The 13,426-nt window shown below is 54.0% G+C and carries 11 protein-coding genes; 3 read left to right on the forward strand and 8 right to left on the reverse strand.

Annotation, left to right across the window (positions count from 1 at the left end):
- Positions 1-117 precede the first annotated feature (117 nt).
- Positions 118-4,098, reverse strand: coding sequence for a magnesium chelatase subunit H (locus RHJ02_RS12435; protein ID WP_310800281.1), 3,981 nt, complete (start codon positions 4,096-4,098; stop codon positions 118-120).
- Positions 4,099-4,226: 128 nt separating this feature from the next.
- Positions 4,227-4,892: an ABC transporter ATP-binding protein gene (locus RHJ02_RS12440; protein ID WP_206200427.1), complete on the reverse strand. Its 666-nt coding sequence runs from the start codon at positions 4,890-4,892 to the stop codon at positions 4,227-4,229.
- Positions 4,893-4,917: 25 nt separating this feature from the next.
- Between RHJ02_RS12440 and RHJ02_RS12445 the strand changes: the two genes are divergently transcribed.
- Positions 4,918-5,805, forward strand: coding sequence for a Sll0314/Alr1548 family TPR repeat-containing protein (locus RHJ02_RS12445; RefSeq protein WP_225901589.1), 888 nt, complete (start codon positions 4,918-4,920; stop codon positions 5,803-5,805).
- Here the strand turns inward: RHJ02_RS12445 and RHJ02_RS12450 are convergent.
- Positions 5,802-6,791 carry an FkbM family methyltransferase gene (locus RHJ02_RS12450; protein ID WP_302678455.1) on the reverse strand — a complete coding sequence of 330 codons (990 nt, stop codon included), beginning with the start codon at positions 6,789-6,791 and terminating at the stop codon, positions 5,802-5,804. The genes RHJ02_RS12445 and RHJ02_RS12450 overlap by 4 nt on opposite strands.
- A gap of 389 nt (positions 6,792-7,180) precedes the next feature.
- Here RHJ02_RS12450 and RHJ02_RS12455 point away from each other — a divergent pair, with 389 nt between their 5' ends.
- A complete protein-coding gene (locus tag RHJ02_RS12455; RefSeq protein ID WP_206200430.1) occupies positions 7,181-7,921 on the forward strand; it encodes a TerC family protein in 741 nt (246 codons plus the stop codon).
- On the opposite strand, the gene ndk is transcribed toward RHJ02_RS12455, so the two are convergent.
- Positions 7,896-8,348: a nucleoside-diphosphate kinase gene (gene ndk / locus RHJ02_RS12460; RefSeq protein ID WP_206200431.1), complete on the reverse strand. Its 453-nt coding sequence runs from the start codon at positions 8,346-8,348 to the stop codon at positions 7,896-7,898. The genes RHJ02_RS12455 and ndk overlap by 26 nt on opposite strands.
- Before the next feature lie 55 nt (positions 8,349-8,403).
- Between ndk and RHJ02_RS12465 the strand changes: the two genes are divergently transcribed.
- Positions 8,404-9,201 (forward strand): PhzF family phenazine biosynthesis protein, encoded by a 798-nt coding sequence (locus RHJ02_RS12465; RefSeq protein ID WP_225901590.1) that lies wholly within the window; start codon positions 8,404-8,406, stop codon positions 9,199-9,201.
- Here the strand turns inward: RHJ02_RS12465 and cobO are convergent.
- The 4 genes from cobO to RHJ02_RS12485 all read right to left on the reverse strand — a co-directional run bounded on the left by cobO (position 9,198) and on the right by RHJ02_RS12485 (position 13,334).
- The gene (gene cobO, locus RHJ02_RS12470) at positions 9,198-9,800 is read right to left on the reverse strand and encodes a cob(I)yrinic acid a,c-diamide adenosyltransferase (protein WP_206200433.1); all 603 of its coding nucleotides are present in this window, start codon (positions 9,798-9,800) and stop codon (positions 9,198-9,200) included. The two genes, RHJ02_RS12465 and cobO, sit on opposite strands and share 4 nt — an antisense overlap.
- Positions 9,801-9,803: 3 nt before the next feature.
- On the reverse strand, positions 9,804-10,751 hold the full coding sequence (locus tag RHJ02_RS12475; protein WP_302677368.1) for an RNA polymerase sigma factor, RpoD/SigA family: 948 nt from the start codon (positions 10,749-10,751) through the stop codon (positions 9,804-9,806).
- Positions 10,752-11,106: 355 nt separating this feature from the next.
- A complete protein-coding gene (locus RHJ02_RS12480) occupies positions 11,107-12,942 on the reverse strand; it encodes an SPFH domain-containing protein (protein ID WP_310800282.1) in 1,836 nt (611 codons plus the stop codon).
- A 71-nt stretch (positions 12,943-13,013) separates the two neighbouring features.
- Positions 13,014-13,334 (reverse strand): hypothetical protein, encoded by a 321-nt coding sequence (locus tag RHJ02_RS12485; protein ID WP_206200436.1) that lies wholly within the window; start codon positions 13,332-13,334, stop codon positions 13,014-13,016.
- Between the last annotated feature and the right edge of the window lie 92 nt (positions 13,335-13,426).

Genomic DNA, 13,426 nt, shown 5'->3' on the forward strand with positions numbered 1-13,426 from the left:
CTCCTCCACAGAAAAAACGTACTGCGGGGTCTGACGCTTAAGGAGCAGGGTGGGTTCCGATCACATCGGCGTCCAAATAAAAAGGGGGAAGAGCTTCCCCCATGCTATTCACGTTGTTTACTCAACGCCCTCAATCTTGTCCTCGACCTCTTGATAGAGTTGCCGCAGCAGTTCCAGATTGGCTTCACTGGTCTGCCAATAGCCGCGTCCGTGAAGTTCGAGGAAGGTGCTCACCATTTTGCGGAAGGAGTGGGGGTTGGTATTCAGAAGCCGCTGCCGCATCTGCTCATCGAGAATAAACGTGGCATTCGCCTCCTCATAAACCCAGTTATCCACAGCTCCTGCGGTGGCCGACCAGCCCATTGTGTTGACTAGTCGCTTCGAGATCTCGCGCACCCCTTCGTAGCCGTGGGAGAGCATCCCTTCATACCACTTGGGATTCAGGAGCTTGGTTCGGCTGTCGAGGCGAACGGTTTCCGAGAGCGTCCGCACTTGGGCATTGGCTGTGGTGGTATCGGCAATATAGGCCTTGGGTTGCTTGCCATCGCTGCGCAGTGCCGCCACCAGCTTGGTCGGATCTGAGTCAAAGTAGTGGCTGACATCGGTGAGGCTAATTTCTGAGGAGTCGAGATTCTGGAAGGTTACATCCACGGTTTTGAGGGCGGTTTCAAACAAATCCCGCGCCTGCTGCATCGTCCCCGGAGAATCTGCCGAGAAGGCAAAGGACTTACGGGAGAGATACATATCCTGAAGTTCCGACTCCTGCTCCCAAGAGCTATTTTCCACCGCTAGGTTGACATTCGCCGCGTAGGAACCGGAGGCATTGGTGAAGACCCGTGTGGCCGCTTGGCGCAGGTCAATCCCCAATTCTGAAGCCTGTTGCAGGGCGTGCTTGCGGATAAAGTTTAGCTCAAGGGGTTCATCGGCTTCGGCAGCCATCTTGATGGCACGGTCAATGAGCGCCATCTGGTTGATAAAGAGATCGCGGAAGACCCCAGAACAGTTGACGACAACATCAATGCGTGGCCGCCCCAGCTCTTCTAGGGGGATGAGTTCCACTTTGTTGACCCGTCCCAAGGAATCGGGTAAAGGACGTGCCCCCACTAGCCAGAGCACTTGAGCAAGGGACTCGCCATAGGTTTTGATATTATCTGTGCCCCAGAGCACCATGGCGATGGTTTCTGGCCATTGGTTGTTGTTTTCCGCTTTTTGCCGCGCTAGAAGGCGATCGACCACAACTTTGGCAGACTGCACAGCAGCGGCAGTGGGAATGGCTTGGGGATCCAAGGCGTGGATATTTTTGCCCGTTGGCAAGACCTCAGGATTGCGAATTGGATCGCCACCGGGGCCGGGGAGAATGTACTCGCCTTCAAGGGCTTGCAGCAGTGCCCCCAGTTCATTGTCGGCCACAATCTGCTGTAAACAGAATTCGAGGTATTCCATCAGGGGCTTGAGGGCAGCGGCATCCACTTGGGTATAGCCTGCACCATGGAGGGATTCAATCCACGGCTCTTTGCGCCCCATGTTAAAGAAGTTCAGCTTCGAGACCCGCGACACACGACCCTCGGCATCGGCTTGGGCTTGGACGAGGGCACTGACGGCAGCACGGGTCGCCTCGTTAATCTGGCGCAGCAGTTCAACATCCGCCAGTACCCCGCGATCGCTATTTTGATAAATCTCATCAATGTCCCGCCCTAGACTCTCGGCAATGAGCCTGGGCAAGCTCTTAATGCCGTCCTCAGAGCGATCCAAGCTGGCAATATTGACCAAGGTAGCCACTGCTTCTTCCGTTGTCGGCGGTTTGCCAATTACGTGCAGGCCACAGGGCAGGAGGCGGCTTTCAATTTCCATCAGCTTGATATAGACCTTGCCCACGAGGGTATCGCGCTCCTCGGCAGTGAGATCTGCCGCGTCCTTAGCGGGGAGAGCCACATCCTGATCGAGATTGACTAGGCGGCACTTGTCCATGATCGTGTTGACAATCTGAACCCCCCGACCGCTATCTTTCAGGGTTTGGTAGGAACCAATGAGATCGCTGAGTTCCCGCAGCCCTTTGTAGAGGCCGGCATTTTCCGCGGGGGGCGTGAGGTAACTAATCGTGTTGGCATAGCTGCGGCGTTTGGCAATGGTGGCTTCGGAGGGGTTATTGGCAGCGTAGTAGTAGAGGTTGGGAATACAGCCAATGAGATTATCGGGGTAGCAATCCCCAGACATGCCCATCTGTTTGCCCGGCATGAACTCCAAAGAACCGTGGGTGCCAAAGTGGAGCACTGCATCCGCCTGCCAAATGTGGTTGAGGAAGGTGTAATAGGCAGCAAAGCCGTGGTGGGGACTGGCAGAGCGAGAAAAGAGCAGCCGCATGGGATCCCCTTCGTAGCCAAAGGTGGGCTGCACGCCAATAAAGACGTTGCCGTAGGCTTTGCCGTAGATGAGCAGGTTTTGGCCGTCACTGTTCAGGTGCCCTGGCGGTTTGCCCCAGTTTTCTTCAAGGCGCTTGGCGTAGGGGGTGAGGCGCTCGTATTCCGGCACGCTCATGCGGTAGGCAATGTTGAGTTCAGGACTCCCCACTTGGGCACGGGCATCGTGGAGAATTTCCTGCATCAGGGCTTCGGCACTCTCGGGCATGTCCTGCACGTCATAGCCGTTGTTTTTCAGGGCTTCCATGACTTTGTAGATGGAGCCAAAGACATCCAAGTAGGCGGCGGTGCCAACATTGCCTTTATCCGGCGGGAAGCTAAAGATGGTGATGGCGACTTTCTTTTGCACCTTGGGTTTGCGGCGCAGATTGGCCCACTTCAGTGCCCGCTGTACGATCGTTTCGACGCGGTCTTGGAGGGCGATCGCCTTACCGGTCATGCCATCGCGACCGGAAAGAATAATTGGCTCAATGGCACCATCCAGTTCCGGTAGAGCAATTTGCAGCGCCACTTGAATCGGGTGCAGCCCCAGATCGCTGTCTTCCCATTCCTCAGTGGTTTGAAACACCAAGGGCAGTGCCACCATGTAGGGACGGTTGAGTTTTTTCAGTGCCGCCACAGCTTTGGGATGATCCTGCTTGGCAGGCCCCCCCACAAGGGCGAATCCCGTGAGAGAGACAACGGTATCAACAATGGGTTTCTCAGGGTTGACGGGATCGTAGAAAAATTTTTCTAGGGGCGTCGAAAAGTCCAGCCCACCAGAGAAGACGGGAATCACCCGCGCCCCTTGGGATTCAAACTCTTGCACAATGGCGACATAGTGAGCGTCATCACCGGTGACAAGGTGGGTACGCTGCAACAGCAGGCCAATGGTGGGCACGAGAGGGTCTTTGAGATCAGCGCCAATATCGCGGCGACTGTTGAACCAGTTGAGGTACTCCTTAAGATCCTCAAACATTTGCGGTGCAAGGGGGTGCCAAATACCGGTGTCGGGGTAGGTGACCGGTTCTTGGTAGCTGAGGTTGCTGTTTGGCTGACCTTTGAAGACGTAGCGATCGGCCAGCATGAGGAGGAAGTTTTCTAGGTTCTCTGGCGACCCGCCCAGCCAATACTGGAAGCTGAGCATGAAGTTGCGGGCATCCTGAGCCTTGTCAATGGGGAGGTACTTCAGCACTTGGGGCAGGGTTCGCAGGAGTTTGAGCATGGCATCTTGGAAGCCGGCACCTGACTTCTCCTTGCGCTTTTTCATGAAGTTGGCAATGACGCTCTTGGATTGGCCAATCTGAGCCAAGGAAAAGCTGCCCATTTTGTTGAGGCGCATCACTTGGGGCAGCGAGGGGAAGACAACCGCTACATCCAAGCGATCGCGATAGGGCTGAACCGCCTCGACCACCTTATCCGCTAAGTCCTCAATGAAAATCAGGGAGGCGATAAACACATTTGCCCGCGCCACGTCCTCACAGAAGGCGGCATAGTTTTCGGGATTGCGCAGTTCCTCAAGGAGATAGCCACTGATTTCAATGGCCACCTGTGGATGGGTATCGTTAATGCTGCGAACCGCTGCCGACAGCGCGCTCTGGTATTGGGCTTCAAGTACCACATACACCACTCGCAACAGCGATCGCCCATTTAACGCCGCTGGCGCGATATGCCGAATCGTGGACTTGACGTGGGTGAACATGCGTTCAAACTCCTTGTAACGATCGAGACCAAACCCCAAGGGGGATATACCTTTTGTGGTTGTAGCAGAAAATCAAGCTGGCAAGCGACTTTGCGGTTCTGTGGTAACAAATTGCAAAGTATTGCTACCTAAGTATTAAAACTTATTACAGGACTGGATCGCTGGGAAATCAAGGGCACTAGACAACCGTTTTCCAATCGCCACGTGCGATCGCTAATCTCTCGCAATTCAGTGGCCTCATGGGTGACCACAAGCAGGCTCCAGTGTTCCTTGAGGCGGCGCAGCACCTGTACCAATTGGCGGCGCATTGACCAATCCAGACCTGCCGTCGGTTCATCGAGCAAGAGCAGGTAGGGTTGGCGCACTAGTTGCACAGCAAGCGCGAGACGACGCTGCTGACCACCACTCAAGGATTCGGGGCGGGTGTGCAAAGGCAAATGATCGAGACCCACATCGGCAAGGGCGCGGTAAAAGTTTTCGTAGGGAATTTCTGGGTGGCCAAAGCGTAGCTCTTCGAGAATAGTACTGCCACAGAAGTAGCGATCTGGGAACTGAAAGACCAATCCGGCCAACTGTTGTAAATGATCGGGTGTGAGAACCTGATCCTGCCATCGAATGATTCCCCGACTGGGGGTGGCCAAGCCCGCTAAAATCTCTAGTAGGGTGGTTTTGCCGGATCCACTGGGTCCGATAATTAATCCCAGTTCAGCCATACCCAAGTCTAAATTAATGTCCCGCAAAATGGGCTGAGGGGTGGCGGCGGGGTGGTAGCTGAGATGGTGAACCGAAAACAAGATGCAGACTCCGGAGGTAACGACCGTGCAAACACGTCAACTGCGCCTGTGGCAACGCTTTGCTCTCTATCTTAGTGGAGCGATCGCCCCCTGGGTACTGAGTACCGCTGCCCTTGCTGGGGATCCTTTCCGTACGGGCGCTCAAGCACGACCCATTTCCGATCAAACGGAAGCTGTCTTTGTTGCCCTCTTTCGCGATGGCAACTATGTCAAAGGTAAAGAGTTACTGCCGGCGGCCTTGGAGCGCGATCGCCAAGAACCCCTAACCCTGACCTTGGCTGCTGCCATTGCCTATCTCAATGAGGATTGGGCAGGGTACAAACGCTACGCTGAGGAGACCCTGCGCGCTGCCCAAGCCCTCACGAGCCGCGATCGCCTGAGGGGAAATCTCTATCAAGCCGTGGGGCATTTCCTGATGGCCGGCTATGAAATTTCCGATGCCGGATCGGGGCCTGTGGCTGGTGCCCCTGCCGCTCTGTTGCGGGTACAGCGGGTTCTCGATCATGTGGGGCGAGCCGAAGCTGTCAATCCTCGCGATCCGGAATTGAATCTTGTTCGTGGCTTTATGGAGTGGGGTATTGCCAGTAATGTGGGCTTTGTCAGCATGGATCGGGCCATTCAAACCCTGCAAACCTACGCCGCTCCCAATTACTTGAGTTACCGCGGCTTGGCCTTGGCCTATCGCGATCGCAAGCAATGGCCGCAAGCCTTAAACGCGGTTGATCAAGCCTTGGCAGTTGCCCCCAACAATCCAGAACTCCTTTATCTGAAAGCGCAAATTTTGGCCGCCAGTGGCAACCGATCGCAGGCACAGCAATATTTCCAGCAAGCCCTAGCCAAACAGAGCCAATTGCCGCGAGGGATTCGCGAGGAAATTCAGCAGTTTAGCCGTCGCCTTTTGCCCCAAGGCTAGGTTGTTGGCTCAGACAGCAGCTTTGAAATTGGCAGCTTGGCAATATCTGTGCCGAGCAGGGGCTGAACCTGTTCCAAAATAGCGCAAATTTCTTTGCGGCAGTTCCACTGAGGGATTTTGCCATAGCGAAGCGTCAGTTGCGTTAAAACTTCCAGCGCATAATCAGGAAAGTCCAGTGCATCAGCAATTGCCGCCAGTTTTAGCAAGTGGCTAGGGCTCTGTAGGTGCTGGTTTTGCTGCTGTTGACTCTCATTGAGCAAATCCCGCAGGTAAATTGCATCGGCCCATAGCAGTTGACCCCCTCGCCGTTGGGAGTGAAATGGGGAAACGTAGCGCGGTAATCGGCACCAACCATCATTGGTGAGTAGGTCAAAGAGCACAAAGCCTTGAGCGCGCAAATATGCATCAATATCCCCAAAGAGGGGTTGCCCTCTGTAAACCTCCGAAAACTCAACTTCAACTATGATTGCTAAAGTACTGGCTGCCAGAAGCCGCTCACCGCCTTGCAACACATCTAGATCTGCACCTTGGACATCCACTTGCAGGACATCTACGCTCTCAAGGCCTTCAGCTTGGGCAAATGCGTCAAGGGTGGTTGTTTCCACCTGAACACTTGCCGCTACATCCAAGCCAGGATTAAATCCTTGAAATCGCGATGTGTAGCTCAAATTTGGTGGATATAAAGAACTGCAATGAATGGCGTTGGTAATGTAAAGGGTTGATTCTCCCACCTCTTTGCCCAACGTCAGCGGATAGTGACGCTCAAACCACGTAATTCCTTGGGCGGCTAAGGCGGTATTGGCCTGATCACAGGCGTCGGCATCCGCATCAAAACCATAAATTCTGAGATTGGGGGCAAAGATATGCCATGGAGATTGGGCATAATCATCCTCATGATAGATTTTGCGAGAGCCAACGATGCACAGCGTTAAAGAAAGCGGATCGAGCTTGCCTGCCGCTTTTAGCGTATTGTTAACGAGTCCCATAGCAACGTAGAATTCCTGCAACGTCAACGACAATTCTGAATTGTGCCCCAGCGAAGACTGTCTTTTGCTCAATCATCGCCACCTTGGTAAAGCGAGCGATCCAAGAATGTTCACCCCCTTGGCTCCCCAAGATTTCAGTCCTCGTGATAGGTTAACGGTGAAAATGCGACAGGATGCAGGACTATGCACACCAGAACCAAAGGGGAATCGCTTGTCCGCTGACTGGATGTGCGTAAGGCCTACCGTCAGCCCAACGGTCAGGTCACTAGCATTTTTGGTTGCGCCTACGTCTGGGTTTGAGGGTGTTCCATCTTTGGGAAAAGGGCTGTACCGCTCCTGTGCGACGATAAATATAAGCAGCCAAAAATCTGGAGAACTTCCCTCACCCGATGATTGATGAACTATTGGAACTCTCGCCCAACTGGGGACTGGATACCCTGTTGTTACTTGTGGTGTTGTTGGCACTCGAAGCGGTTCTCTCAGCGGACAATGCGATCGCCCTAGCGGCCTTGGTACGAGGCATCGAAGACTTAGATGCACAACGGCGGGCACTCAATCTGGGACTGGCCATTTCTTACGTTTTTCGCATTGGCCTGATTTTCACAGCGACTTGGGTCTTGCGGTTCTGGCAGTTTGAGTTGGCGGGGGCACTCTATCTGCTGTGGTTATCGGCAAAGTACTTTTTCTTTACGACCGAGCCAGAACATGAACACGAGCGGGTGATTCGTTCTTTTTGGCAGGCAGTCCCCCTATTGGCCTTAGCGGATTTGGCCTTTTCCCTCGATAGCGTGACAACGGCGATCGCCCTGTCGGATGAGCGTTGGCTGGTATTACTCGGCGGCACGATTGGCGTGATTATGCTGCGCTTTATGGCGGAGCTATTTATCCGCTGGCTAAAAGAATTTCCTCGACTTGAGGATGCGGGCTATTTCACAGTGATGCTGGTGGGTCTGCGGCTGCTCATTCGCGTGATTAATCCCCAACTGGTACCCTCGGACTGGGTGATGATTAGCCTGATTGCCCTTTGCTTTACGTGGGGCTTTTCCAAGCGGGAGGTGGAGGAGCCAGACACCCCCCCAACCCTTCCCAAGTCAACCCATGAACCTACATCTCATACACCCAAGAGGTGAAGGCCGGCTCCCAAGGCACCAGTTCCTGCGTCTGGAACCAGAGATTGATTTCCCGCTCGGCATTTTCGGGACTGTCGGAGCCGTGAATTACATTCCGTCCCACATCTACAGCAAAATCGCCCCGGAGCGTTCCTGGCTCCGCATTGAGGGGATTAGTGGCACCAATCAGTTTGCGGGCATTGGCAATCACCCCCCGGCCTTCCCAGACCATGGCCACCACCGGTCCAGAGGTAATGAAATTCACTAGCCCCGGAAAGAAGGGCTTATCTTTGTGTTCGCCGTAGTGCTGCTCTGCCAATTCGCGGCTGACCCGCATCAGTTTGAGGCCGACCAGTGTGTAGCCTTTTTGTTCAAATCGTTGGATAATCGTCCCCACTAGCCCACGCTGAACGCCATCGGGCTTAATGGCTAGAAATGTCCGTTCCACGCAGTCTGTCCTCTGCTCGATCTACAGGATTGATTTTACGGTTTTCGGGGGTCGGATGCCGCTACCACTGTACCAAGTTGATGCCTTTACCCAAGAACCCTTTCGGGGTAACCCGGCGGCCGTATGTGTCCTAGGGACGTTTTTTGAGGATGCAACCTTGGCGGCGATCGCCCGCGAAATGAATCTTTCAGAAACGGCTTTTGTCGTACCGCTGGCCAGTGGCTTTCACCTGCGCTGGTTTACCCCTGTGGCAGAAGTGGATCTCTGTGGTCATGCCACCCTCGCAACAGCCCATGTCCTCTGGCAGCATCAAGGGGTGGTAGGGGATCTAGAATTTCACACCCGCAGCGGTCTCCTGTGTGCCCAGCGCCTTGGGGATTGGATCGCCCTTGATTTTCCGCAGCAGCCCGTAATGCCCCTTGCGGATCAGCAGGTGCAAGCCTCAATCATTGCAGCGCTCGGGACACCACCCATATTTATGGGGCAAGCGGGCAGCGATCTGCTGGTGGATCTGGTCGATGCCAGTGCTGTAGCCCAGTTGAAACCCGATTTTGACCAAATTGCCCGCCTGCCTTGCCGAGGATTGATTGTGACCGCCCAGGCCAATGGCGCGGAATATGACATCGTCTCCCGTTTTTTTGCCCCCCAACTGGGCATCCCTGAGGATCCGGTCACTGGCTCGGCGCACTGTAGCTTGTATCCCTACTGGCGAGCAAAACTGGGGAAGGACAAGTTATTGGCCTATCAAGCCTCAGCGCGGGGGGGCGTGATTAAAATTCACCCCCACAGGGGCGATCGCCTGCGGCTATTGGGTCAGGCGGTTACGATTTTCGCTGGCGAACTCCTGCTTTAGAATTCAATCCCCGGCTGGGCTTTAACGCCCTGTTCGCGAAAGGGATGCTTGACAAGGGTCATTTCCGTCACCAGATCTGCGGCGTCAATCAGGGCTGGGGGAGCACCGCGTCCGGTGAGAATCACATGGGTCATTTCTGGCTTGCGGGCAAGTCCCTCGAGCACCTGTGCCACAGTTAAGTAGTCCAGCTGGAGGGCGACATTAATTTCATCGAGCAGTACCAAGCGGTACTCGGGGTTGGTGATGTAGCTCAGACCCAGCTCCCAAGCCGCTTGGGCACAGGCGATATCCCGCTGGCGGTCTTGGGTTTCCCATGTAAAGCCCTCCCCCATCGCATGGAAGGCCAGTTGGTCTGACCAATGGCTAAGAACCGCTTTTTCCGCTGGCTCCCACGCCCCCTTGATAAATTGAATAATTGCCACGCGATAGCCATGCCCCAAGGAACGCAGCACCATGCCCAAGGCTGCTGTGGTTTTGCCCTTGCCGTTGCCCGTATGGACAATAATGAGACCTTTTTCACGGGTGCGCTCCGCGAGGCGTTGCGCCTGCACGGCTTTGCGCTGCTGCATTTTTTGGCGGTGCTGTTCGTCAGTGAGCATGGGCTAGCTGGCAAGGTACTCGTGAATATCGCCGCGGCGTTTGCGGAGTTTGCTGAGGGCCTCCCGCTCAATTTGCCGCACCCGCTCGCGACTAATGTTGAGCAGTTCGCCCACTTTGGCAAGGGTGAGGGGCTGGCCGTTTTCTAGACCAAAGCGTAGGGAGAGCACATGGCGTTGCTGCGGGGTCAGATCCGCCATCAGCCGTTCAAGGTCACTGCGCAACGAGGATTGAGCGGCAAACTCCTCCGGTGAAATGGACGGATCCTCGAGCAATTCCCCCAACTCCGTATCCTGATTATCGCCGACACGGACATCAAGGGAGAGGGGTTGTCGCGCCCGTTCGAGATATTCCCGCACTTGGGCAGGGGTTAATTCCAGTTCTGCCGCCAGTTCATTAATCGTGGCAGCGCGACCGAGGCGTTGGGACAGTTGTCGCTGGGCTTTTTTGATTTTGTTCAGCTTTTCAGTGATGTGGATGGGCAGACGGATCGTGCGCCCCTTTTCAGCGATCGCCCGTGTAATGGCTTGGCGAATCCACCAGTAGGCATAGGTGGAGAAACGATACCCCTTGGTGGGGTCAAATTTTTCTACCCCCCGCTGCATCCCGATTGTGCCCTCTTGGATTAGATCAAGCAGATCCACATTGCGCTTGATGTACTTTTTGGCAACCGAAACCACCAGCCGCAGGTTGGCCTCCACCATTTTGCGTTTGGCGCGCTCGCCATTTTCGATAATTGTCTCTAATTCTGCTTCACTCATGTTGGCGGCGGCGGCCCATTCAGCACGGGTAGGTTCACGGTTGAGTTCTGCCGCGAGCTTTTCGCGAATCTCGTTCATGGCGGTAAGCTGCTGCACCTGTTTGCCGTAGATCACTTCCTGTTCGTGGGTGAGCAATGGCACACGGCCAATCTCCCGTAGGTAAGTGCGCACTAAATCTTTTGAAGTATCCATAGTCCCTATCGCTCGTTCTCAAGGTTGACAGCAGTGATTCGTCCAAGGCCTAGGAATATCGTTTTCTCTATAGGATGGGCGATCGCCCCTGCTAAAGATCGCGGCCAAGCCAACGGTGCTTTAACAGCGTTTTCGTAGATACGTTACATATATTAAGAATCTTAACATTTCTAAATCTGTTCATCGGAATACTAACACCGACCTTTGGTGGTTCTTAATCTTTTTTTTATATTTACCCCATTGAAAAATCTCTATGAATTTTGAAAATATAGATGGAGTTAATAAATCTTTGGTTCACGCCTCAGACCTACTGAAGAGTTATCCATTCTTGCGGCTAGGGGTATGCAGTCGCGTCTTAGGAATGAGACGTATTTTCTTGGAGTAGGGATTTAATTTGTGCTAACAACTGCCCCAGTTTCCCCTCCTCAAAAAGGGCATTGATCAGGGCTAGCCCGCTGGTGGATAGGAGCAGTTTATTGAGATCAGCAGGGGTGCCCCCGTTGGCAAAGGTATAAATTTTGGCATCGCCAATCACCCCCGGTTGCGGGGCAAGGGCTTGGAGAACTTGTGGCAGTTGCGGTGCCAGTTCTGGCCAGAGGGCTGTAATCACTTGAGCTGTCAAGTTAGCCTTGCTAATCACATTTTTGGCCGCGAGCATGGCCTCCATCCCTTCAGCTTCAGCAAGGGCTTTATCACGGTTGGCCGCCGCAAGGGTGCGAATCGCTTCCGCCTCCAGTTCCGCTGCCTGTTGGGCAATTTCCGCTTGCCGCCGCCGCCGAAAGGCATCAATTTCCACAACGTTTTGCTCTAGCACCCGTTTTTCAGCCGCTTCCCGCTCTGCGGCAATAATCGCTAGGTTTTTCTGGCGATTGGCTTTTTCCACTTCGATGGCGGTGGTGACCGCAGATTCTGCCCGTGCCCGCTCGGCTTCGGCAATCAGACTTTCTTTTTTCTTGGTGGCAACGGCGATCGCCACATCCTCTTGGGCAAGACGCGCTTGACGCTCGGACTCCGCAATGGCCACCTGTGCTTGCAAACGGTTGGCCTCCACCTGCTGCTGGCGACTGATCTCGGCGATTTCTGCCTCCTGCTGTTGCTGGGCTTGCGTTACCTTCAGGAGTTTATTTTTTTCCTCCAGTTCAATGCTGGCCTCGATTTCCTTCTGTTGGATGGCAAGTCTTTTGCGGATTTCTTCTTCCTCAACCGCTTGGGCTTGGAGCAACTTTGCCCGCTGAATCGCGGCTGCCTCTGCTGCTTTGGCCTCCTCAATTTCCCTTTCCCGCTGCGCTTTTAGGGCTTCCACCTTCAGGCGTTGGCTTAACAGTGCCGCTTCTTTTTCCTCTTCAATTTGCAGGGAGCGTTTTTGGGCATCCAGTTCCTTTTGTTCGATCGCGACCCGGGTTGAGAGTTCGACTTCCCGCTTTTGTTGAATCGAGCGTTGAATCGTTTCTGTGCGCAGCCGCACCCCCTGAGCATCAAAAAAGTTGTTTTCGTCGTAGGTGTCACTCTCTTGGACTTCTGAGATGGCAATGTTGTTGAGGGTGAGTCCAACTTTTTGCAGATCCTGCTGCATCAGGTTGAGTACCTCTTGGGCAAACCCTAGTTTGTCGGAGTCAATTTCAGCCAAGGACTTGTGTTTTGCAGCTGCGCGAATGGCATCGTCCGCCCGTTTTTCAAGGGCATTCTTGATGTCTTCGGGGGTAATGCGGTTATTTTGGGAAAGGCGAGCGGCGGCAGTGAGGACATCCTCTTCGGTGGCATTGATGCAGACATAAAAGGTGACCCGCATATCAGCCCGCAGATAATCTTGGGTACGCACCGCCAATTTGCCCGTTCGCTCTACGTCAATGGAGATTTCCCGCAGCGGTACCCGTGTCAACTCATGGAACCCCGGCAGGGCAATGCAGCCACCATTGAGAATGACTGTTTTTTTCTTAACAAAAATCCCCCCCGTGCGCACAAAGGCTTCGTTGTTGGGGGTAATGACATAGACGCGCGTGTAAGCCCAAATGCTCAGGAGCAGTAAAATCACAATGCCGGCAATCACACCGGGAAAAAAGAGCAGCCCACCCAGATTACCCATGACAATGGGGGGAGACTCCACCAGTACTGTGGCTTTGGTTTGGGTGCGGGGAGGTGCTGGCAATTCTAGTGTCGGTAATGCCTGCAAAAATGTCAGCCAGTAAAGCATAGAACTGCCCCCTCAGCGTTAATTTCAGTGTGGCATTTTGGGGGCGATCGCCCGCTATTTTTAAGGGTTCTTTAATTCGCTGGAGCCACTTCAGTGGTTGAGGCCACGGCGGCATCTTTGCGCTTTTTCTTCTCTGTGACTGTCACAGGTCGCATTTCAATATGGTTGAGCAGTGTCGTGACAAAGGCAAAGAGCAAAAAGGGCAAGGTTAAGACCAAAATTAGCCCCCCGACCAGAAACGCCTGCACGGGATTGTTGTAGAGGGTGAGGGATGCGGCCAAACCAATAAAGATCACAATCAGCCAAACAATGACTTGGCCATAAATATCTCCGAAGGTGAGGGTGCAGACGAAACGGTATTTTTGTAAGCTGTTTTGTAGTTCATTGGCCATAGGGGCTATCCTCGCGGCGTATGCTGAACAGTTCCAGTTAAAAAATAAGCTTTTGGCTCAGGGGGAGTAAAACGGAGGTTGCGTGACAGGGT

Source organism: Thermosynechococcus sp. TG215 (assembly GCF_031583455.1).
Taxonomy (GTDB): domain Bacteria; phylum Cyanobacteriota; class Cyanobacteriia; order Thermosynechococcales; family Thermosynechococcaceae; genus Thermosynechococcus.